Genomic DNA, 22376 nt, shown 5'->3' on the forward strand with positions numbered 1-22376 from the left:
TGCCCTGGACCGAGGCTTCGTTGTGCACGGTGCCGGTGTTCATGTCGGCCTGGGTGAGGACGTAGTTGGCCACGTAGCAGGTGGTGGTCCGGCCCGGGTCGAGGATCGGCTGGTCGCAGACCCGTCCCGCTAGACCGAGCTTGGCGTCGGTCAGGTTGAGCAGGTTGAGCGTGACGTTGCCGGTGTTGGTGACCAGGAAGGTGTACGTGATGGTGTCACCGGCGTTCGGTGACGCCGTCACCGTTGTCGGCCACGGCGGAGGACTGCTTGTCCAGCGCCAGGGTGGGGGTCTGCGTCAGCAGCACCTGGTCGCGTTCTCGACCAGTCACGGTGGTCTTCTTCGGGTCCAGCCCCGCGACGGTCGCGGTGTTGTCTCACGCGACCGGCGTCGAGGTCGGCCTGGGTCAGCGTGTAGGCCTTCGACGGGCAGGACGCCGTCGCGCCGGGCGCCAGGGTGGCCGCGCACAGCACGTTGGACATGCCGACCTTGGGGTCCGAGACGGTGACGCCGGTCAGGGTGGTGGCCCCGGTGTTGGTGACCGAGAAGGAGTAGGTCACGGTGTCACCCGCGCTCGGCCCGGCCGGCTGCGCCGAGTCGACCAGGGCGCCGGTGGGTCTCTGTCCACGGTCACCTGCGAGGGGTGGGTGTCAGGGCGCGGCTGGCGCCGTCGTCGAGGGAGGGTACGACCTGCGCTTCCGGGCCGACGGCCGTGACGTGGGCGGTGTTGGTGATCGACCCCGCGTCGATGTCGGCCTGCGTCAGCGTGTAGGTCTGCGCCGCGCCGTAGCACCAGTCCCCCTGGCCCGGTGCCAGGCCGTTCGGGTGCTGCTGGTCCAGCCACTGGCAGTAGGTCGAGCCGCTGGTGCTCGTGGTCGGGTCGAGCCGGGAGTCGAGGAGGTCGACGTGGTGCAGCGTCGTGGTCCCGGAGTTGATCACCCAGAAGCGATAGGTCACGGTGTCGCCCGCGTCCAGCCCGTTGCCGTCGACGTCGGTGAGCCCGATGTCGGTCTTGTCCAGGGTCACCTTGGTGGCGCCGGACGTCGCGGTGGTGGTGCTGTCGGGGGCGGAGGTGACCGGGGCGCCCTTGGGGTCGGTACCCGAGGCCGTGGCCTTGTTGGTCACGGCACCGCTGTCCACGTCGGTCTGGGTCAGGGTGTACGTCTGGGCCGAGCAGACCCGGCTGGCACCGGCGGCCAGGGGCGTCACGCCGCAGGCCAGGTTCTGGGCCTTGACCAGCGGGTCGGTGTAGGTCACGTTGCTGATCGACACGGTGCCGGTGTTGATCACCGTGAAGTAGTACGTAAGGGTGTCGCCCGCGTCAGGTCCGTTGCCGTCCAGGTCCATCAGCTGGCCTGCGGTCTTGTCGATGGTCAGGCCCGGCGTCTTCGCGAGGGCGTCGGCGACGGCACCCGTCGCGGTGACGGCGCTGCCCGTGGTGGGCGTCCCCGTGGCGGTGACCACTTGGTGACGGTCCCGGCGTCGAGGTCGGCCTGGGTGAGGGTGTAGGTCGTCTTCGCCACCGCGATGGTGCAGGTGGCCTGGCCGCCCGGGGTCAGGGTGCCGGTGCAGGGCTCGTTGGACAGGCCCAGCCTGGGGTCGGTGATGGCGACCGAGCTCAGGGTCGTGGTCCCGGTGTTCGTGACCACGAAGGTGTAGCCGATCGTGTCGCCGACGCTGTTGCGGCCGTCACCCGAGGCGTCCACGACGCCCCCGGACTGCTTGACCACGCTCAGGGTGGTCGACCGGGTCACGGGGGTGGCCGTGCCGTCCGCGCCGGAGAGGACCTGGCCCTTGGGGGTGGTGGCCGAGGAAGTGGCCGAGTTGTCGACCGAGCCACGGTCCACGTCCGCCTGCGTCAGCGTGTAGACGCGGGTCAGGCAGGTGATCGTCGCGCCCGGTGCGACCGACGTGGCGCCGCAGGAGCTGTTGGTCAGGCCCAGCATCGAGTCGGTGACCGCCGGGGTGAGCGTGACGTTGCCGGTGTTGACGATCACAAAGGTGTAGGTGATCGTGTCGCCGGGTCCGGTCTTGCCGTCGCCGTTGTCGACGATCGGCCCGGCCTGCTTGTCGAAGACGTACGACGGGGTCGACGCCACCGTGGTGGTGGTGCTGCCGGGGCCGGTCACCGTGGTGCCGTCGGGCTTCGTCCCCGAGGCCACGGCGGTGTTCGTCACCAGGCCGGCGTCGGCGTCCGCCACCGCGAGGGTGTAGGGCGCCGAGATCTGGCAGTCGCGGCTCGCGCCCGGCGCCAGCGCGCCGGTCCCGCAGGCCACGGCGGACAGACCCAGCTTAGTGTCGGTCACGGTCACCGGGTCCAGGCTCACGGTCCCGGAGTTGGTCACCTTGAAGGTGTAGGTGATCGTGTCGCCGGCACCGACCTGCCCGTCACCGTTGGTGTCGGTCAGGGCGCCGGCGGTCTTCGCCAGCGTGATGCCCGAGCTCTGGGTCACGGTCACGTCGGCGGTGTCGCCGCCTTGCACGACCGTGCCCTGCGGCGAGGTGCCCGCGATGGTCGCGGCGTTGTGCACCAGGCCGGCGTCGATGTCGGCCTGCGTCAGGGTGTACGTCGCCGGGGTGCAGCTGCGCTGGGTGCCCGCCGCCAGCGGGGTGGAACCGCAGGCCACGTTCAGCTTGAGCAGGGTGTCGGTCAGGACGAGGTCGCTCAGCGACACCGTGCCGGTGTTCTGGACCACGAACTGGTAGGTGATGGTGTCACCCACGTCGACCTTGTTGGTGCCGTTGGCGTCCACGATGGACCCGGCGATCTTGTCCAGCGTCACGCTCGGAGTGGGCGCGACCGGGGTCGTGGCGGTGCCGTTCGCCTTGACCTGCTGACCGGAGTTGGTCAGACCCGACACGGTCGCGGCGTTGTCGACCCGACCGGCGTTCGCGTCGGCCGCGGTGATGGTGTATGTCACCGGGGCGGTGGTGCAGGTGCGGGTCTCGCCGCCGGCCAGCGGGCCGGTCCCGCAATCGACGTTGGTCAGGCCGAGCTTGGTGTCGTTGAGCTTGATGCTGTTGAGCGTGACCGAGCCGGTGTTGGTCACCGTGAAGGTGTACTGCACCGTGTCGCCGGCGTCCTGCTTGCCGTCGTTGTTCGCGTCGACGTAGTTGCCCACCTGCTTGACCAGGCTCATCGACTGGGTCGGCGACAGCGGCACGGACGCGGAGGCGGTGCCAGGCACGACCGTCTTGTCGGGCGCCAGGGCGCTCGCGGTCGCGGTGTTGTTGACCATGCCCAGGTCGATGTCGGCCTGGGTGATCGTGTAGGCCGGGGAGGTGCAGGTGATCGAGGCGCCGGGCGCCACGGTGCCGCTGCCGCACACCACTCCCGCCATACCGATCTTGTTGTCGGTGATGGCGACCGAGCTGAGCGTAACGGTTCCGGTGTTGGTGACGGTGAAGGTGTAGCTCACCCGGTCACCGGCGTCCTGCTTGCCGGTGCCGTTGCTGTCGACCACCGAGCCGGCGGTCTTGGTGAAGCTGTATGCCGGTCGGGTCGTGACCGGGATGGTCACGCTGTCGGAGGCGGTCAGCGCCGCACCGATCGGCGGCTGCCCGGAGACGGTCGCGGTGTTGACGATCTGCGCGGCGTCCAGGTCGCTCTGGGAGACCGTGTAGGCCCGCCCGGCCGTGGAGGCGAAGCAGTACTGCGACTCGCCCGGGGCCAGGGTCCCGGTGCCGCACCGCACGGTGGCGAGGCCGAGCTTGGCGTCGGTGATCGTCAGGTCGGACAGGGTCACCGTCCCGGTGTTGGTCACGTAGAAGCGGTAGGTGACCGTGTCACCGGCGCTGTTGCGACCGTCGCCGTTGGTGTCCACGACCGCGCTGGCCGTCTTGTCCAGGACCAGCCCACGCTGCTGGGTGATCGGGGTGGAGGTCGTGTCGGGGGTGGAGGTCACCGGGGCGCTGCTCGGGGCCGGTCCGGTGGCCGAGGCCGTGGCGGAGTTGTCGTAGGTGCCCGCGTCGATGTCGGCCTGGGTCAGGACGGAGGTCTTCTGGAAGCACTCACGGGCGACGCCCGGGTCCAGCGGGGTGGCCGGGTTGCACGCCTGACCGGTCAGCTGGAGCTTGGTGTCGGTCACCGTGGGGCTGTACAGCGTGAGCGTGCCGGTGTTGGTGATCACGTAGGTGAAGGTGATGGTGTCACCGGCGTCTGTCTTGCCGTTGGCGTTCGCGTCGGCGATGACCCCGGCCTGCTTGTCGAGCGCGATGCTCGGCGGCTGGATCGGGTAGGTCGACGGGATCGTCGAGAAGGTCGTGCGCTCGGTGTCCGAGCCGGACACCTGGGCGCCGCTCGGCGGGGTGCCGATCGCGGTGGCGGTGTTGACCAGGGTGTCGGCGTTGATGTCCGCCTGGGTGATCGAGTACGTCCTGCTGACGGTGCAGGTCCTGGTGTCGCCCGGCAGCAGCGTGCCCACGCCGCAGTCCACGGCGTTGAGGCCGAGCTTGGTGTCGGTGACAGTGACCGGGTTGAGGGTCACGGTGCCGGTGTTGGTGACCACGAAGGTGTAGGTCAGCGTGTCACCGGCGTCCGGGCCGTTCTTGTCCGGGTCGGACAGCGCGCTGGTGCGCTTGTCCAGGGTCAGGCCCGGGGCGGTGGTGAAGGCCGTCGACGTGGCGTCGGTGCTGGTCACCGTGCGCCCGCTGGTCGGGTTGGTCGCCGTCGTCGTGGCGGAGTTGTTGACCGCGCCGGCGTCCACGTCGGCCTGGGTCAGCGTGTAGGTCTTGGCGGTGCAGGTGCGGGACTGGCCGGGCGCCAGCGGGCTGGTGTCGCCGGCGTCGCAGACCTGTCCGGTCCACCCGACCTTGGCGTCGGTGACCGTGACCGGGGTCAGTGACACGTTGCCGGTGTTGGTGACGGTGAAGGTGTAGGCGATCTGGTCGCCCGCGGTCACGGTGCCGCTCTTGTCCACGTCGACGACGCCGGCGGTGGAGCCGAGACCGCCGCTCTGCGGGGTGACGGCCTTGTCCAGCGTGATGGCGGGGACGGCCTGGATCGGGACGTCGGCCATGCTCGTGGCCCTGGCCTGGGTGGCGGCCGGGTCGGAGCCGGTGCCGGTGGCGGAGGCGTCGTTGTGCACGTTGGCGGCGTCGACGTCGGCCTGGGTGATCTGGTAGGTCACCGGGGTGCAGTCGCGGGACTGACCCGGCTCGAGGGGCGAGGTGCTCCGGGCGTCGCACACCCGGTCGGTCAGGCCCAGCTTGGCGTCGGTCAGGGTGACGGCGGCGAGCGACACGTTGCCGGTGTTGACGACCTGGAAGGAGTAGGTCACCGAGTCCCCGACGTTGCGGACGCCGTCACCGTTGACGTCGGTGTAGGCCGCGGTCTTGGCCAGGGTCAGGGCGACCTGGGCCGGGATCGTGGTGGACTCGCTGTCGGTGGACGTGACGTCCGCGTTCTGCGGGGAGAAGCCGTGGATGGTGGCGGTGTTGTCCAGCGTCCCGGAGTTCACGTCCGCCTGGGTGACCGTGTAGGTGTAGTCGTTGCAGCTCGCGGTGGCACCGGGTGCCAGACCGCCCGCGAAGCAGGAGGTGTAGTTCTGCGCCAGCTTGGCGTCGACGAGCTGGACATTGCTCAGCGTGACGTTCCCGGTGTTGGTCACCGTGAAGCGGTAGGTGATCTTGTCACCGATGTCGATGCGGCCGTTGGCGTTGACGTCGATGAACGGCGAGGTGGCCGGCGTCGTCGACGCGAGCGTCTGCTTGTTCAGCAGGATGCTGGGAGTCGTGGTGACCGGCACGGTGGCGGTCGCCGGCCCCTCGGCGAGGGCGCCCGAGGGCGCGTTGCCCTTGGCGCGCGCGGTGTTGTCGACCTTGCCCGCGTCGATGTCGGCCTGGGTCAGCTTGTAGGTCACGGTGACGCCGCAGGCGCGGGAGGCGCCGGGGGCGAGCGGCCCGGTGCCGCAGGCGACGGCGGCCTGGGAGATCTTGGTGTCGGTGATCGAGATCTGGTCCAGGGTCACCGACCCGGTGTTCTTGACCGAGAAGGAGTAGTCGACGGTGTCACCGGGGTCGGTGACGCCGTTGCCGTTGCTGTCCTTGACCTGGGTGGCCGTCTTGGTGAGCGCGAGCAGCGGCGCGGCGCCGATCGTGGTCGACGCGGCGTCCTGCGCGCTGATCTCGTTGCCGACCGGCGGCTGGGCGTAGGCGTAGGCGGTGTTGTTGACCGCTCCGGAGTCCACGTCGGTCTGGGTCAGGGTGTAGGTGTAGGGCGTGCAGGCGCGGGTGTTCCCCGGGGCCAGGGAGCCGGTGCCGCAGGCGAGGCGGTTCAGGCCCAGGCGGGCGTCGGTGAGCACCAAGGTGCTCAGCGACACCGAGCCGGTGTTCTTGACCGAGAAGGAGTAGGTGATGGTGTCACCGGCGTCGGTGAGGCCGTTGTTGTTGGCGTCGATGACAGAGCCGGCGGTCTTGTCCAGCGTGAGGGCCGAGGTGCCCTGGACGGTGCTGGACGCGTTGTCGGTGGACAGCACCACCGATCCCGAGGGACTGGTGCCCGAGGCGGACGCGGCGTTGTCGTAGGTTCCGGAGTCCAGGTCGGCCTGGGTGATCGAGTGGGTAGCCGTCGGGCAGTCGACGGTGGCACCCGGGGCCAGGGAGCCCGCGCAGGTGTTGTTGATGCCCAGCTTGGAGTCGTTGACGGTCACCGGGGCCAGGGTCACCGTGCCGGTGTTGGTCACGGTGAAGGAGTACGTCAGCTGGTCGCCGACGTCGGTGACGCCGTTCTTGTTGACGTCGACGATGGTGGCGGAGGCCTTCTTGTCCAGCAGGATCGACGGGCTCGGGGGCACCGTCAGGCTCGCGGAGCCGGTGGCGGTGACGCTGGAGTTGTCGCTCGCGGTGCCGCTGGCGGACGCGGTGTTGTCGACCTTCCCGGCGTCGATCTCGGCCTGGGTGAGGACGTGCGCCTTGGTCGGGCAGGTGATGGTGGCGCCGACGGCGACGTCGCCGCAGCTGAGGTTGGTCACGCCGAGCTTGGTGTCGGTGACCAGGACGTTGGCGATCGGCAGGTTGCCGGTGTTGGTGACGGTGAAGGTATAGGTCACCGTGTCGCCGGCGTTCTGACGGCCGTCGTTGTTGGTGTCGACCACCGAGCTCACGGTCTTGGCCAGGTCGATCTTGGGACCGGCGGAGATGGTCATCGTCTTGGACGCGGTGCCGGTGGCCTGGCGCCCCTGGGGGTCCTGGCCCGTGGCGGTCGCGGTGTTGTCCACCTTGCCGTTGGTCACGTCGCTGGCCGTGATCGTGTACGACCGGCTCGGGGAGCAGGTCACGCTGTCCCCCGGGGCGAGCGTGGTCACCGAGCTGTTGCAGGTGAGGGCGCTGATGCCCAGCTTGCTGTCGGTGATCCGCAGGTTGGTGAGGTTGACCAGACCGGTGTTCTTGATGGTGAAGGTGTACGTGATCGTGTCCCCGGCGTCCTGCAGACGGTTGCCGTTGACGTCGACGATCGGGGCGGCCGACTTGGTCAGCTGGAGCGAGGGCACCGGCGGCAGCGGCGGGGGCACGCAGGCGACGTTGTTGGTGGTCACCGCGTCCTGGGTGCCGGGCAGCGCCACGGAGTTGTACAGACCGGTGCCGGGCTGCTGGGTGTTGCACGCGACGGCCTGGTTGGAGTCGGTGTAGTGGAACTTCACCAGCACGGTGTAGGTGTGCGTGCCCCCGGCCTGCAGCGTGGTCCCGGCGGGAGCGAGGGTGTACGGCCCGGCACCGGTGGCGCCGGTGCCGGCGGGGACGGCCGGCCCGCTCGTGGTCCAGGTCGCCGAGTCCACCGCGATGTTGGAGGCGAACTGCGGGCGGTCGGTCAGGGCGCCATACTGCCCATCGACCTGACCGGTGTTCTTGACGGTCACGGTGTAGGACACCGTGTAGGTGCCGTCGGCGGCGGGGCCGTTGACCACGCCGGCGGACTTGGCCGCGTCGAAGACCGCAGTCCGCACCGGCGGGTTGACGCACGCCGCGTTGTTGGTGAGCGAGGTCTCCGAGGCACCCGAGAGGGTGATCGAGTTGTACAGACCGGTCCCGGAGCCGTTGCAGACGGTGGCCAGGTTCTGGTCCAGGAAGCCGAAGGTGACCGCGACCTTCCAGGTCATGGTGACACCCGGGTCGATCTGGGTGGAGGCCCCCGCCAGGACGGCCGAGCCGCTGCCGGTCACCGAGCCGGACGTGGCCCCGCCGCCGGTACCGGTCCACGAGGTGCCCTTGACCGCCAGGTGGGTGGTGTCGAAAGCTGGGTTGTCGGTGAGCGGCCCGACGATGGCGTAGCCCGCACCGGTATTCGACACCGACACGTCGTAGGCCACCGTGTAGTTGCCGGACGCGTCCGGACCGGTGATGGTGCCACCGGACTTCACCGCGTCGATGATCGGCTTGAGCACGGTGACCTGGGTGGCGTCCTTGGTGGTCACCGTGGTGTTCGTGGAATCGGTGCCGGCGACAGTCGCGGTGTTGGTGTAGGTGTTCTGCGCGACCGGTCCCAGACAGGTGTAGGTCTTCTCCTCACCGGAGGCCAAGGCCGTGTAGGTCACCTCGCAGGCCGGCGCCAGCGGGTCGGTGACCTTGACGTTGTTCAGGGTGGTGGCACCGGTGTTCTTGACGGTGATCTTGAAGACGGGCTGGACACCCTGGTTGACGGTCTGGGTGTCCGTGCCGTCCTGCGCGGCCTTGGTGATGCGCACCTGGGAGACGGGCACCGAGATGGCGGCGGACTGCCAGACGTACTCGTCGCCGCTGGTGCCGAAGCGGTAGTTGATCAGCGAGGTGCCGGTCACGACGTTGGTCAGGTTTACGCTGCGGGCGTCGACGTTGCCGTTGAAGAAGGTGCCGGAGGTGCTGGCCCCGTACCGCACCGCCCCGTCGGAGTAGGACTGGCCGATGTTGCTGGTGCTGCCGGTCTGGTTGGCCAGCCTCGTGTAGGTCGTGCTGGTCCCGACGGCATATTCCGCGTAGTCACCGGTGATGTTGTTGTCACCCTCGATCAGGCCGTAGGACGCGCGGGCCCCCGAGGCGACGGCGGTGAAGCCGGTCAGCTGGACGGCGTCGGCGCCCTCGCCGCCGGTCTTGCGGATCATGCCGTCGTAGAGCACGACGTTGCGCGCCTGTGACGCAGCCACACCGGTGATCGCGGTGCCGAAGTCGTAGACCACCGACAGGGTCCACCCGGCCGCCATGCCGTAGTCCTGGACACCCCACACGTTGCCGACCGTGATCGTCTGCGCGGACCCGGTGGCGATGGAGGCAAAGGCGTCGGTGACGTCGGCCTGGGCGGTGTAGTACTGGTTCGCGCCGTTGGCCGCCTGAGCGACACCGTCGGCGGCAAACACCGCCGGCGGGTAGGCCTGGTAGGACCCGGTCCCGACCTTCAGGCTCACCGGAGCGCTCGCCGGGGAGCTGGGCTCGCCGGGGATCAGGGTGCCCCCGCCCCAGGCCAGGGTGCCGTTGTTGTTGTAGTACCCGGTGGTGCCGCCCCAGTAGAGCATCGCCTTGACGACCTTGGCGCCGCTGGGGATCGTGAGCGTTCCCTGGGTGGAGTCGTAGGTGGTGGTGTCGCCGTCGACGTCGACCGGGGTCATGACGAACGCACCGTTGTTGTTGGTGGTGCTGCCCGTCTGCCACTGGGAGCACGCGCTCGTCGTGCCACAGCCGAGGACACCGTTGCCGATGGTGATGAAGTCACCGTTGACGACGTCGTTGTAGGACTCGTTCATCGGGTCGACGATCGAGGCCTGGGCAGGGGTGGCGAAGGCCAGCATGAGGGCAGCGAGGACCGCCATCACCGCGGACACGGCGATGGCGGAGCGGGTGCGCCACGAGCGCGAGTCGTGACTACGCACCGTCAAGACTCCGGACGACCGGTTGCTGCTGGCCATGTGACCCCTTCGGTGGCGCGGCAGGGGGATGCCGCACGGTGAGCGATGAGAGAGCGCTGTTTCACACCCTCAGCAACCTTCCAACACTGAGAGTGCAGAGGGTCGATGCTCAATATGGCACGCCAACAGCAGACATGACGCAACGTTGCTCAAAGTAACTTTTCGTAGTGCACCCATATGAGTGACTCACGGTCGGGAGGGATCGGACACCTCGGACGCGGTGGTCACGTCCACCCGGCAGAGATGATGCTCCCGGCCACGCCGCTGACCTGCCGCGTCGGGTGACCTCCGCCCGCAAGGACTGGGCCGCACGGGTGGAGGTGGGGCCGGGAGTCACCCGTCCGTCGCCATCCGGCGTGGTCAGCGCAGGTGGCCGAGCACCCCCACCGCAGCCACGACGAGGGTCACCAGCAGCACCCCCAGGTCGCCTCGGCCCCTACGAGCGGGCTCCGCCCAGGTCCGCCGGCCCTGTCGGACGACGACGGAGGAGAAGCCCCGCGCCTCCATCGCCACCGCCGTACGACCGGCCTGGCGCAGCGCGAGGACGAGCAGCACGAAGGTCGACGCCGCCGCGTCCCGCACCGGCGCGAGCACCCCGCGGCCACCGGCCACCGCCCGCACCCGGCGCACCGCCCGCAGCTCGGACGCCGTGGCCCGCAGCTCGTCGAAGCGCTGCAGCGCCACCACCGCGGCCACCACGGGCCGGGCGGGCAGCCGCAACCGCTGGCAGAGGTGGTCGCCCAGGGTGAAGGGCTCCAGGTAGGCGCCGACCAGCACGCCCGGCAGCGCCGCCGTCGTCATCCGCAGGGGTGCCAGGGCTGCGGCGAGGGCGTCGTGGTGCTCCGACCAGGCCCAGCCCGACCACCACAGGGAGACCGCGGCCACGACCAGCGGCCCCAGGCGCAACAACGGCTGCGGCCAGCGCAGTCCGCACAGCGCGACCAGGGCCGCGAGCTCCGCGGCGAGGAGCGTCAGACCGGCCGCGACCGACGGTATGGCCAGACCTACCACCGCGGCCACGAGCAGGAGCAGCAGGAGTGGCAGCGGGGAGGCGTGCGGGGCCAGTCCTTGGCCGCGTCGTCGGGGATCGCGGGGTTGCCGGTCGGGGCGCGGGAGGGCGACCTCGCGGGTGGCGCCGCCGACGAGGAGCCGGTCGTGGGTGGCGGCCACGACGGTGGTGCCGGCGCGGGCGGCGGCGTGCGCGAGCCCGGTCACGGCGGCCCAGGTCTGCCGGTCCTGCCCGACGGTGGGCTCGTCCAGCAGGAGCACGCCGGGGCCGTGGACCAGGGCGGCGACCAGCCCGAGGCGGCGCTGCTCGCCGCCGGACAGGTGGTGCGGGTCGGCGTCGAGGCGGTCGGTCAGCCCGACCACGGCGAGCAGGGCACGGGCGCGGCGCTCGACGGCATCGAGGTCCTGGCCCAGGGCGCGGGCGGTGACCTGGGCCTCGTCCAGCACGGTGCGGGCGACGAGGGGCAGCTCGGGGCGCTGCGGGACCCAGCCGACGACGGCGGCGAGGTCGGGGCCGTCAGCAGCGTTCGGCGGGCCGTCGACCCCGTCGAGGCGGGCCAGGCCGCGCGTGGGCTCGTCGAGGCCTGCGGCGAGCGCGAGCAGGGTGGACTTGCCCGCCCCGGAGGCGCCGGTCAGCGCGACGAGCTCACCGGGCGAGGCGGCCAGCTCGACGTCCTCCAGCACCACCACCGGCAGGCGCTCGACCTGCCAGGAGGCGAGTCCCGGCTGGGTCTGGCGCTCGTGCTCGGCGACCTCGACCTCGAGGCCGGCGGGGCGGACGGGCGTGACCAGCGGGAGTTCCACCGCCGCCGGCGTGGGTGCCGGGGCGCCGGGCACCCACAGCCCGAGACGCGTCAGGTGCTCGGCCTGCGCGGCCAGCGTCGCCGCGAGCGGCCCGTCCGCGACCACCTGACCCCGGTCGCCCAGCACCACGAGCCGCTCGCACAGGTCGGTCCAGGGGGCCAGGCGGTGCTCCACGACGACGAGCGTGGCGCCCGAGGTGGCCACCGCCTCGGCCACGGCCGCCCGCACCTCGGCGGCGGCGCAGGGGTCGAGCATCGAGCAGGGTTCGTCGAGCAGGAGCAGGCCGGGGCGCAGGGCGAGCACGCCCGCGAGCGCCAGCCGCTGGGCCTCGCCCCCGGACAGGGCGCGGGTCTCGTGGTCCTCGGCATACGGGAACCCGACCGCCCGCAGCGCCGACCGCACCCGCTGCCAGATCTCGGGGCGCGGCGCCCCGGCGCACTCCGGGCCGAAGGCCACGTCGCGGCCGACGGTGCGGGCGACGACGGCGTCGGCGGGGTCCTGCAGCAGCAGCCCGGCCTGCGCCGGCGGCGGCGCAGCGGCCGCACCGGTGCCGGCCATGCCCTCGACCAGGCCGGGAGCCACGGCACCGTCGGTCACCTGGACCGACCCGGTCAGCGCCCCGCCGCCGGTCTCCTCCAGCACCCCCGCCAGCGCGCGCAGCAGCGTGGACTTGCCCGAGCCCGACGCACCCGCGAGCAGCACCCGCTCCCCCGGCGCCACCTGCAGGGACACCCGGTCCAGGACCGGCGCGTCCAGGCCGTGCGGCAGCCAGGTCAGGTCCCGCGTCGCGACGGCGGCCCCGCCGCTCATGCGGTGCGTCGCGCCTCGCGGGCCTCCTGGGCGGGCGGGAAGGCGTCGACCGCGCCGGACCGCGCCAGCGCCCGGACCAGCGCGCCGGCTCCGAGACCGGCGATCACCGCGCCGGAGATCATCCCGAGGGCGAGGTAGACGAGCTTGTGGACCGGCGCGAGCTGCGGGACGTACTGCCACCACTCGTAGCAGCAGATCTCCAGGACGGCCGCCAGGACGCCACCGAGCACGGCCGTGAGCAGGTCGAAGCGGCGCCAGCGCCACACCGCCATCGCGAGCTCCACGCCCAGGCCCTGCAGCAGCGCGGACAGCATCACCAGCGCGGCCCACTTGTTGCCGAGCAGCGTCTCCACGGTCGCGGCGATCAGCTCGACGTAGAGCGCCGCCCCCGGCCGCCGGACCAGCAGGGCACCGGCCACCGCGGGCAGCAGCCAGACTCCGAGCACGAGCGAGCCGATCGGCGCATAGACCGCGGCGGGCCCCTCGACGAGGTGGTAGAGCGAGTTGTCCCAGGCCCAGAAGGCCACGCCCATGGCCACGGCGAGGACGGCGCCGACGACGAGGTCGATGCCGCGCCAGCCCGTGAGGGGGCGGCGGGCGAGGACGGACCACGTCGAGCGGGTGCCCGTCGCGTCGGTGGGGCGGGTGGTGGTCGCCATACGAGAGATCTCCTGGTCGCTGCCAAGAGGGAGAGGCGCCGGAGCACCTCGAGAAGCTCGACTCCCTTCGCCGGTGCTAGCCGGAGCAGGTTCGAGGGTCTGCGGACCGATCCGCACTCTCAGCGCTGCGTGCGCTCCCCTGTCGTGGAAAGGTGACGATAACCGCAAGGACGTGTGAGACTCAACGCATGGGACCTAACCTCTGGAAGCTCATCGGCACCGGGGCCGCCGCGCTCGCCGGTGTCGTCGCCAACAAGATCGTCAACACCAGCTGGCAGAAGGCCACGGGCAAGGAGGCTCCCTCCGACCCCACCAACCCCGAGGTCGACTGGAAGGAAGCGCTCGCCTTCGCGGCGCTGTCCGGCGTCGTCATGGGCGTCGCCCGCCTCGTCGCCCAGCGCCAGACCGCCAAGGGCTACGTCGCCGCGGTGAAGCGTCAGAGCAAGGACATCGGTGAGGTCGACCTCCAGGCCCAGGCCGACATCAGCAGCAACCGCGCCTGACCGCAGGCACGTCCGAGGCCCGCTCCCCGTCGTGGGGGCGGGCCTCGCTCATGCCTGGGGACCTTGCCCGAGGCGGTCCTGCAGCAGGTCCAGCAGCGGTCGCTGCCCGGCGACCAGGCGCTCGCGGGCGGCCGGGAGGGTCAGCCACTCGGCCCGGTCGAGCTCGGGGAAGCGGATGACCCGGCCGGACCCGCGCGGCCACTCCATCTCGACCTCGGTGCAGGACACCAGCGCGAGGTCGGGCGCGGCCACGGCATACGCCTGGACGACCTTGCCGCCGGACTGGCGGACCTGGCCGAGGTCGAGCCAGGGGCCGGGCGGGGCGGGCACCCCGAGCTCCTCGGCGACCTCGCGGCGGGCCACGGCCTCCAGGTCGGTCTCCCCGGGCTCCACCTCGCCCTTGACGATCGACCAGGCGCCGGCGTCCTTGCGCGCCCAGAAGGGGCCACCCATGTGGCCGACCAGGACCTCGAGCCCGTCGGCGGTGTGGCGATAGGGCAGCAGTCCGGCGCTGGTGCGAGGCATGGCGTCAGCCTAGGTCGGGTCAGTCGGCCGCGAGGGCTGCCGAGGGACTCACCCGGGCGGCCCGGTGAGCCGGTATGACGGACGCGGCCCATCCTGCGGCCAGGGCGACCCCGGCGACCAGGGCGAGGCGGGCCCAGGGGACGTCGATCGCCACGGTCAGGTCGCCGCCGAGCGCGGCGTGGGCCGCGGCCACCCCGTAGCCCACCCCGAGGGCCAGCCCGACGAGGGTGCCGACGCCCGCGAGGGTGAGCGCCTCCAGGCCGAGCATGGCGCGCAGCTGGCGTCGCTCGAGCCCGAGGGCACGCAGCAGGCCGGACTCCTGGGTGCGCTCCAGGACGGACAGCCCGAGGGTGTTGCCGATGCCGACGAGGGCGATGAGCACCGAGAAGGCCAGCAGCCCGGTCACCACCGTCAGCGTGGTGTCCATGACCCGCTGCAGCTCGGCGCGCTGGCCGGCGACCGAGGCGGTCTGGCTGCCCGGGATCTGCGCGGTGTCGGTGGCGAGCCGCTCGGCGGTGGCGGCGGCGTCCGAGGTGGGGACGAGCCGGACCCAGGCGACAGCGGGGGCGGCGGGGTCCAGGCGCCGGGCGGTGGCGCCGGTGACGACGGGGGTCGAGGGGTGCTCGTCGCTGACGTGGGCACGCAGCTCGAGCGTGCGGCCGCCCTGGGTGAGCCGCACCCGGTCGCCGGTGCGGGCGCCCGTCTGCGGGGTGAGCAGGACGGTCCCGTCGTCGAGCCCCGCCAGGCTCGGGGCGCGGCGGGAGACCTGCACGGCCTCGGGGGTGATGCCGGTGACGTCCTCGGCCTGCGGGTCGCGGCCGGCGATCGACAGGGTGGGGTGCAGCCTCGTGACCAGGGCGGCCTGCTCGACCACGCGGCTGCGCCGGACGGTGGCCAGGTCGGCGGTGGTGAGTCCCTTGGCCGCCTGCACCGTCGCGTCGACCGGGTAGCGGCGGTCCAGCGCCTCGTTGCCGGACCGGGTGGCCGACGCGGCGGCGACGGTGGTCGTGGTGATCAGGGTGACGCCGACGAGCAGGGCGGAGGCGGTGGCGGCCGCGCGGGCCGGGTTGCGCCGGGAGTTGTCGACCGCGAGCGCGCCGGGCACTCCCCAGAGACGAGCGGGTAGGCCGCCCACGAGCGCCGCCAGGGCCGGCACCACCACCGGCGCGAGCAGCATGATCCCGACGAAGGACACCAGGCCGCCGGGCACGCCGAGGGCCATCGAGTGGGCCCGGGCGCCGAGGACGAGCAGCACGGTCCCGGCCACCGCCCCGAGGGCCCCCAGGACCAGGCGGGTGCGGGCGACCCGGCGCCCCCGGGAGGCCGGCTGCGGCCGCAGCGCCGCGAGCGGGGTCACCCGGGTCGCCGCGCGGGCCGGCGCGAGCGCCGCGACCACCGTCACCAGCACGCCGACGACCGGCGGGACCAGCACGGTGGCGGGGGCCGCGGTCAGGCCGCCCAGGTCGAGGGGCGTTCCCGCGCTCAGGCGGACCGCGCCGGCGGCGAGCGCCAGGCCGAGCCCCACACCGACGAGCGAGCCGACGACGCCGACGAGCACCGCCTCCACGACGACCGACCCGCGCACCTGCCGGCGCTCGCCGCCGATGCAGCGCAGCAGCGCGAGCCGGCGGGTGCGCTGCGCGACGAGGATGGCGAAGGTGTTGGCGATGACCAGCATCGCCACGAACGTCGCGATGATCGCGAAGACGAGCAGCGCCGAGGTGATCACGGCGACCTCGCTGCCGAGGTCGGCGATCCGGGCGTCCCGCTCCTCGGCGCCGGTGCGGACGGTGAGGCTCTTGGCGGCGGGTAGCGCGGCCACGGCCGCCTTGAGGCGAGCGGCGTCGGTGGCGCCGTTCCCGGCATGCACGGCGCGGTAGCCGGTCGTCCCGGTGAGGGTCCACAGGTCTCGCTCGGGCAGGAAGCCCCAGGGATTGCCGGTCGCGTCCACGGCGTCGGCGCCGGGGTGGACCAGGCCGACGAGGCGCAGGTCGCGAACCTGGCCGTCGGGCAGCGGCTTGAGCCGCACGACCTGCCCGATCGCGAGACCGCGGGAGCGGGCGACGTCCGCCGCGAGGGCGATCTCGCCGGCGGCGGGCAGGCGACCGGCCTCCAGCGTCGTGGTGGGGCTCAGGCGGGGCACCGACCGCAGCGCGAGGAAGGCCTCTCGCCCGCCGACCAGCTGCCGCACGAATCCCGTGGCCACGGGGCGCACCTCGGTGTCGGGGTGGGCGGCGCGCAGCTGCTCGACGAGGGCCGGGGGGACCGTGCCGTCCCGCCCGGGGCCGGTGACCACCACCGCGCTGGCGCCGACGGTGGCGCGGACGTCGCGGGTGAGCCGCGAGGTGAGCGAGTCGCTCAGCGCGAGACAGGCGGTGATGAAGGCGACGGACACCGCGATGGCCACCAGCACGCTGACCAGGCGGCGGCCCTGGCCGCGGACGTCGGCTGCTGCCAAGGAGATCGAGGTCATCACTCAGGCCCCCAGTCCGCGCAGTGCGCCGAGGACGTCGTCGGCGGTGGGCTCGCGCAGCTCGCCGGCCAGGCGACCGTCGGCGAGCAGGAGGACCCGGTCGGCGTAGGTCGCGGCGCTGGGGTCGTGGGTGACCATCACGACGGTCTGGCCGAGCTCGCGGACGCTGCGGCGCAGCAGGTCGAGCAGCTCGTGGCCGGTGACGCTGTCCAGGGCACCGGTCGGCTCGTCGGCGAAGATCACGTCGGGTCGGGTCACCAGCGCTCGGGCGACGGCCACCCGCTGCTGCTGGCCGCCCGACAGCTCGCTCGGCCGGTGCCGCAGACGATCCCGCAGCCCGAGCACCTGCACGACGTGGTCCAGCCAGTCCTGGTCGGGGCGGCGGCCCGCCAGGCGCAGCGGGAGCAGGACGTTGGCCTCCGCGGTGAGCGTCGGCAGCAGGTTGAAGGCCTGGAAGACGAACCCGATCCGCTCGCGCCGCAGCCGGGTCAGCCGGGTGTCGTCCAGCGTGGTCAGGTCCGTGTCACCCAGCCACACCTGGCCGCTCGTGACGTCGTCCAGCCCGGCCGCGCAGTGCATCAGCGTCGACTTGCCCGAGCCCGACGGCCCCATGATCGCGGTGAGCTCGCCGGCGGCCAGGTCCACGTCCACCCGGTCCAGCGCGACGACGCGGGTGTCCCCCTCGCCGTAGGTCTTGGTCAGCTCCCGCACCCGCACCGCGGGGGCGCGGGTGGCGGACCTGGTCGAGGGGGCTGCGGCGGGTGCGAGGCTCATCAAGGGCTCCTGAGGAATGGCGATCGAGGACGTCCTCGACGCTAGGGAGCCGGGTCCGTCGCGCGGATCCGCCTGCGGGGCGGTTGCTCTCGTCATACCCAGGTCGTATGCCGGGAGGGGACCTGCGACCCCGGTCGCACCTTGCTCCCTCCCCACCTCGAGCTCCGAGCGCAGGAGAGAGCGGGCGCGAGAGGCTCCGGGGCGTGGCGGGCGGGGCGTATGGCGGGCGCAGGGGGTCAGGCGCGGGGGCGGACCAGGCCGGTGTCGTACGCGAGCACGACCATCTGCACCCGGTCGCGCAGGTGCAGCTTGGCCAGGATCCGACCGATGTGGGTCTTGACGGTGGCCTGGGCGAGGTAGAGCTCGGCCGCGATCTCCTGGTTGGTCAGGCCCTGGCCGACGGCGACGAGCACCTCCCGCTCGCGCTCGGTCAGCGGGGCCAGTCGCTCCTCGGCGCCGGCGGGGGCCGAGGCACCCTCGTCGGGCAGGTCGGGCAGGAAGCGCTCCAGCAGCCGGCGGGTCGCGCTGGGGGCGACCACGGAGTCCCCGTGGTGCACCGCGCGGATGGCAGCCAGCAGCTCCGCCGGCCCCGCGTCCTTGAGCAGGAAGCCGCTCGCCCCGGCCTTGAGGGCGGCATGGACGTACTCGTCCAGGTCGAAGGTCGTGAGCACGAGCACCCGCGCCGCGGCGCCGGACGCCACGATGCGGCGGGTCGCCTCGACGCCGTCCATGCGGGGCATCCGGATGTCCATGAGCACCACGTCGACGTCGTCCATCCCCGAGGCTGACGCGCCCGCGGTCGTGGGCCCGGCGACGCGCGCCACCGCGGCCGCCCCGTCGCCCACCTCCCCCACCACGGTCATGTCCGGCTGGGCGTCGAGCACCATGCGGAAGCCCATCCGGACCAGCTCCTGGTCGTCGGCGAGCAGCAGCCGGATCGTGTCGTCGGTCATGAGTCTCCCTGTCCCAGGGCGGCGGTCGCGGCACCCAGCGGCAGGCTAGCAAGCACCTCGAAGCCCCCACCCAGTCGCTCGCGGGCGACCAGCTCGCCGCCCACGGCCGCCATCCGTTCGCGCATCCCGACGAGCCCGTTGCCGTGCCCGTCCCGGGATCCGGGGCCCTCCCCCGGGCCTGGGCCAGGCCCGCTCCCGGTGTCCCGCACGGCGAGCTCGACGCGCCCGGGCAGGTGCCGGATCTCGACCGTCACGCAGGCGCCGGCGCCGGCGTGCTTCATGGCGTTGGTCAGCGCCTCCTGCACCACGCGATAGACCGCCATGCCCTCGGTGGCCCCGAGCGGCGCGTGCCCGGCGGGGTCGCCCACCACGGTCAGGGTCGCCGGCATCCCCGCCTCGTTGACCTTGGCGACCAGCTCGTCGACCTGGTCGAGCGTGGCCTGCGGGGCATAGGACACCTCCTCGCCGGACTCGCGCAGCACCCCGACGAGGCGGCGGGTCTCGGCGAGGGCGGTGCGGGCGGTGTCGCCGATGGTGGCGAGGGTCCGGGCGGCGACCTCGCGGGCGGCGTCGGGGTCGCCGTGCTGGACGGCATACCCCGCGCCGTCGGACTGCACCACGATCACCGACAGGGAGTGGGCGACGATGTCGTGCATCTCGCGGGCGATCCGGGCCCGCTCCTCCTGCGCGGCCAGCCGCATCGAGGAGTCGCGCTCGCGCTCCAGGGACCGGGCGCGGTCCTGCAGGGAGGCCAGCAGGTCCCGACGCTGGCGGGCGAGCACCCCGGGGACGTAGAACGCCACCGACAGGGCGGCGCTGAACACCCAGTTGGTGATCCCGTAGACCACCGGGTTGCCGACCCCGTGCCCGTCCCGCAGCGACCAGTCCCAGGACCCGAGCACCGCTCCCACCAGCGCGGCGCCGAGCCACCAGTGCCGCCACTCGCGCCGGCCGTAGGCCCCCACGGCATAGAGCATCAGCAACGCGCTGAGGTCGACGGGCAGCACGGTGTCCCACAGCCACAGCTGGGTCAGGCACCCGACGGCGACCACGGCGATGGCGGCGTCCGGTCGGGTGCGCCGCCACACCAGCGGCAGCACGAAGAAGCCCACCAGCCAAGCCATCGCGGCCCACGCGGACCCGAGGCGGCTGTCGGGCACGCCCCCGGAGGAGGCGGCGAGTGGCGCGACGCCCAGGAGGGCCCAGACGCCGTCCACCAGCATCGGGTGGGCGGCGATCCAGGCGCGCAGGCGGTGCAGTCGGGTCACCGCTCCACGCTAGGTCGTGGGCCACCGCCGGGTCGTCATCCCCAGGTCTGACCTGTGGCCGGAGCCCCCCGGTCCGCACCGCCGGGCAGGACGGACCGGGCTCAGGAGAGGTCGAGGGCGGTGGCGATCGGGACGCCCGCGCGATAGGACAGGTGGACGTATGACGGCGCGTCCAGCAGCGTCAGGTCCGGTCGCGCGCCGATCCCCAGGTGCCCCACGTCGGAGCGCCGCAGCGCCGCGGCCCCGCCCCGGGTGACCGCGAGCAGCGCCTCGGCCGGGGTCATCCCCATCTCCCGCACGGCCAGCGCGACCACGAAGGGGATGGACGAGGAGTAGCACGTGCCCGGGTTGCAGTCGGTCGCGAGCGCCACCGAGACGCCGGCGTCCAGGAGGGCGCGGGCGTCGGGATAGGGCGAGCGGGTGGAGAACTCCACGCCCGGCAGCAGGGTGGCCACGGTGGTCGCGGCGCACGAGACCAGCGCGTCCACGTCGGCGGGGGCCAGGTGGGTGCAGTGGTCGACGGACGCGGCCTGGAGCTCGCAGGCGAGCTGCACGCCGGGTCCGGCGGAGAGCTGGTTGCCGTGGACCCGCAGCTCGAGCCCGGCCTCGCGGCAGGCGAGCAGGACGGTGCGCGCCTCGTCCCCGTCGAAGGCGTGCGCCGACGCGGGCTCGCAGAAGACGTCGCCCCAGGCGGCGTGCGGCGCGCAGGCCTCGAGCATCGGCCCGGTGACGAGCTCGACGTACTCCGCCCGTCGGTCGCGGAAGTCCGCGGGGACCACGTGCGCCCCGAGGAAGGTCGTCTCCTCCACGCCGGCCTCGACGGCGAGCCGCAGCATCCGGGCCTCGTCCGCGACGGACAGGCCGTAGCCGGACTTCACCTCGACGGTGGTGGTGCCCTGGGCGCGCATCTCGGCGAGGCGATAGAGCAGCAGGTCCTGCAGGTCCTCGTCGGTGGCGGCGCGCGAGGCCGCGACGGACACGGCGATGCCGCCGCCGTCGTAGGGCTCGCCGGTCATCCGGGCGGCGAACTCGGCCCCGCGGTCCCCGGCGAAGACGAGGTGGGCGTGCGAGTCGACGAACCCGGGCACCACGCACCGCCCCTGGACCGAGATCACCCGGTCGGCGGCGGGTGCGGACGCCGCGGGCCCGACCCAGGCGACCGAGCCGCGCTGCGGGACCGCCTCGCCCTCGAGCATGCGGTAGGCCGAGACCCCCGGGGCCGGCAGGTCGTCGACGAGGACGGCCGCGTCGTGCAGCAGCCCGAGGGGTGACTCGTCGCCGAGGGTCGGGTCGGCGGTGACGAGCTCGCCGATGTCGGTGACCAGCAGCGAGGTCACATCTCCTCCAGGAGCTGGTCGAGGGCGGTGCGCAGCATCAGGGCCACCGAGCCGTGGCGGTGGTAGCCGCCCTCGACGACGACGCGGCCGCCGACGACGACGGTGTCCACGTCGCCGGAGGTGGCGGCGTACAGCACCTGCGCGGGCTTGGCGCCGACGGTGCGCACCGAGTCGAGGCGGACGTTGCACAGGTCGGCGAGGGCGCCGACCTCGAGCCGTCCGCCGTCGGGCCACCCGAGCGCGCGGTAGCCGTTCTCGGTGCCGATGGTGGCGAGCTCCAGCGGCGTGAACCGCCCCCGCTCGTTGGTGACCAGGCGCTCGTGCATCTCCAGGGAGCGCAGCTCGCCCCAGGGGTCGATGGCCACGTGCTGGTCGGTGCCGATGGACAGCGGCGATCCGGCGCGGTGCAGGTCGTAGGCCGGGCCGATGCCGTCGGCGAGGTCGCGCTCGGTGAGCGGGCAGAAGCACGCGCCCGTCCCGGAGTCGCCGAGCAGCCGGATGTCCTCCTCGGTGAGGTGGGTGGCGTGCACGGCGGTGGTGTGCGCGGACAGCACCTCCTCCTCGGCGAGCAGCTGGGTCGGGGTGCGGCCGTAGCACGCGAGGGTGGCGGCGTTCTCGGCAAGCTGCTCGGACAGGTGGACGTGCAGCGGCATCGGCGCCTGGTGGACGCCGCCCGCGTCGCCCGCCATCTCGGCGATCTCGGTGAGCTGGTCCCGCGGGACCGCGCGCACCGAGTGGATCGCCGCGCCGACGCGGAACTCCGGGCCCTCGACGAGCTGGCTGACCCGCCCGGCCCAGGACTCGGCCGAGCCGTCCCCGAAGCGGCGCTGGGCGCTGTCGAGGGGGTGGTAGCCGCCGCCGTCGAGCCCGCCGGTGAGGTAGCAGGTGTCCAGCAGGGTGAGTCGGATCCCGGCGTCGGAGGCGGCCTCGCGCAGGGCGTGCCCCATCTCGTTGGGGTCGGCATAGGGCCGCCCGTCCGGCTGGTGGTGCACGTAGTGGAACTCGCCCACCGTCGTGAAGCCCGCGAGCACCATCTCGGCGAAGACCGCCCGGGCCAGGTCACGGTAGTTGTCCGGGGTCAGGCGGGTCATCACGGCATACATCCGCTCCCGCCAGGTCCAGAAGTCGCCGCCGGAGGCATGGGTCCGCCCGCGCAGCGCCCGGTGGAAGGCGTGCGAGTGCGCGTCGGCCATGCCGGGGAAGGTCACGCCCTGGAGCTTGGTGTCGCCCGGTCGCGGGTGGGTGCGGACCTCGATGGCGCTGATCCGGTCACCGCTGACCTGGATGCGCACACCGCTCGTGATCCCGCTCGGCAGCTGGGCGTGCTCGGCCCAGAAGGTCGTCATCGTGGCATCTCCTCGACATGCCCGCTGCGGGGGCAGCGACGGCGGC

13 protein-coding genes, 1 pseudogene and 1 riboswitch are annotated in these 22376 nt (G+C 72.8%); of the genes and pseudogenes, 1 reads left to right on the forward strand and 13 read right to left on the reverse strand.

Annotation, left to right across the window (positions count from 1 at the left end; all coding sequences use genetic code 11):
• From MM438_RS14500 to MM438_RS14520, 6 genes and pseudogenes are all read right to left on the reverse strand, one after another.
• A partial coding sequence (locus MM438_RS14500; protein ID WP_241453988.1) for a DUF7507 domain-containing protein occupies positions 1-241 on the reverse strand: 241 nt, incomplete at its 3' end.
• A 131-nt stretch (positions 242-372) separates the two neighbouring features.
• Positions 373-603: pseudogene (locus tag MM438_RS17020) on the reverse strand (DUF7507 domain-containing protein); the annotation flags it as partial.
• 25 nt (positions 604-628) lie between these two features.
• A complete protein-coding gene (locus tag MM438_RS14505) occupies positions 629-1462 on the reverse strand; it encodes a DUF7507 domain-containing protein (RefSeq protein ID WP_241453991.1) in 834 nt (277 codons plus the stop codon).
• A complete protein-coding gene (locus tag MM438_RS14510) occupies positions 1372-9870 on the reverse strand; it encodes a beta strand repeat-containing protein (RefSeq protein ID WP_241453994.1) in 8499 nt (2832 codons plus the stop codon). Before MM438_RS14510 ends, MM438_RS14505 begins: the two co-directional genes overlap by 91 nt.
• 360 nt (positions 9871-10230) lie before the next feature.
• Positions 10231-12492 carry an ABC transporter ATP-binding protein gene (locus MM438_RS14515; protein WP_241454001.1) on the reverse strand — a complete coding sequence of 754 codons (2262 nt, stop codon included), beginning with the start codon at positions 12490-12492 and terminating at the stop codon, positions 10231-10233.
• Entirely contained in the window at positions 12489-13151 is a 663-nt protein-coding gene (locus MM438_RS14520; RefSeq protein WP_241454003.1) for an ECF transporter S component, read from the reverse strand. The genes MM438_RS14515 and MM438_RS14520 overlap by 4 nt, the downstream gene beginning before the upstream one ends.
• Positions 13152-13196: 45 nt before the next feature.
• Positions 13197-13302, reverse strand: a riboswitch (TPP riboswitch).
• A 37-nt stretch (positions 13303-13339) separates the two neighbouring features.
• On the opposite strand from MM438_RS14520, the gene MM438_RS14525 reads away from it, so the two are divergent.
• Positions 13340-13654 (forward strand): DUF4235 domain-containing protein, encoded by a 315-nt coding sequence (locus MM438_RS14525; protein ID WP_241454004.1) that lies wholly within the window; start codon positions 13340-13342, stop codon positions 13652-13654.
• A 48-nt stretch (positions 13655-13702) separates the two neighbouring features.
• Here the strand turns inward: MM438_RS14525 and MM438_RS14530 are convergent, their stop codons facing one another.
• The 7 genes from MM438_RS14530 to MM438_RS14560 all read right to left on the reverse strand — a co-directional run bounded on the left by MM438_RS14530 (position 13703) and on the right by MM438_RS14560 (position 22330).
• Positions 13703-14179, reverse strand: a complete 477-nt coding sequence (locus MM438_RS14530) for an NUDIX hydrolase (protein WP_241454007.1) — start codon at positions 14177-14179, stop codon at positions 13703-13705.
• Between the two features lie 19 nt (positions 14180-14198).
• Positions 14199-16652, reverse strand: a complete 2454-nt coding sequence (locus MM438_RS14535; RefSeq protein WP_241454009.1) for an FtsX-like permease family protein — start codon at positions 16650-16652, stop codon at positions 14199-14201.
• A gap of 3 nt (positions 16653-16655) precedes the next feature.
• On the reverse strand, positions 16656-17426 hold the full coding sequence (locus tag MM438_RS14540) for an ABC transporter ATP-binding protein (protein ID WP_241454011.1): 771 nt from the start codon (positions 17424-17426) through the stop codon (positions 16656-16658).
• A gap of 236 nt (positions 17427-17662) precedes the next feature.
• Complete coding sequence (locus tag MM438_RS14545; RefSeq protein ID WP_241454012.1) at positions 17663-18379, reverse strand: response regulator; 717 nt, start codon at positions 18377-18379, stop codon at positions 17663-17665.
• The gene (locus tag MM438_RS14550) at positions 18376-19647 is read right to left on the reverse strand and encodes a sensor histidine kinase (protein ID WP_241454015.1); all 1272 of its coding nucleotides are present in this window, start codon (positions 19645-19647) and stop codon (positions 18376-18378) included. Before MM438_RS14550 ends, MM438_RS14545 begins: the two co-directional genes overlap by 4 nt.
• Positions 19648-19748: 101 nt before the next feature.
• Positions 19749-20984, reverse strand: coding sequence for an imidazolonepropionase (gene hutI / locus MM438_RS14555; RefSeq protein ID WP_241454017.1), 1236 nt, complete (start codon positions 20982-20984; stop codon positions 19749-19751).
• Complete coding sequence (locus MM438_RS14560; RefSeq protein WP_241454020.1) at positions 20981-22330, reverse strand: formimidoylglutamate deiminase; 1350 nt, start codon at positions 22328-22330, stop codon at positions 20981-20983. Before MM438_RS14560 ends, hutI begins: the two co-directional genes overlap by 4 nt.
• Positions 22331-22376 lie beyond the last annotated feature (46 nt).

This window comes from Arsenicicoccus dermatophilus (assembly GCF_022568795.1).
GTDB lineage: Bacteria > Actinomycetota > Actinomycetes > Actinomycetales > Dermatophilaceae > Arsenicicoccus > Arsenicicoccus dermatophilus.

Coding starts and splice junctions, on each gene's coding strand:
- MM438_RS14510 (WP_241453994.1), bottom strand. CDS start 9,870: ATGGCCAGCAGCAACCGGTCGTCCGGAGTCTTGACGGTGCGTAGTCAC.
- MM438_RS14515 (WP_241454001.1), bottom strand. CDS start 12,492: ATGAGCGGCGGGGCCGCCGTCGCGACGCGGGACCTGACCTGGCTGCCG.
- MM438_RS14520 (WP_241454003.1), bottom strand. CDS start 13,151: ATGGCGACCACCACCCGCCCCACCGACGCGACGGGCACCCGCTCGACG.
- MM438_RS14525 (WP_241454004.1), top strand. CDS start 13,340: ATGGGACCTAACCTCTGGAAGCTCATCGGCACCGGGGCCGCCGCGCTC.
- MM438_RS14530 (WP_241454007.1), bottom strand. CDS start 14,179: ATGCCTCGCACCAGCGCCGGACTGCTGCCCTATCGCCACACCGCCGAC.
- MM438_RS14535 (WP_241454009.1), bottom strand. CDS start 16,652: ATGACCTCGATCTCCTTGGCAGCAGCCGACGTCCGCGGCCAGGGCCGC.
- MM438_RS14540 (WP_241454011.1), bottom strand. CDS start 17,426: ATGAGCCTCGCACCCGCCGCAGCCCCCTCGACCAGGTCCGCCACCCGC.
- MM438_RS14545 (WP_241454012.1), bottom strand. CDS start 18,379: ATGACCGACGACACGATCCGGCTGCTGCTCGCCGACGACCAGGAGCTG.
- MM438_RS14560 (WP_241454020.1), bottom strand. CDS start 22,330: ATGACGACCTTCTGGGCCGAGCACGCCCAGCTGCCGAGCGGGATCACG.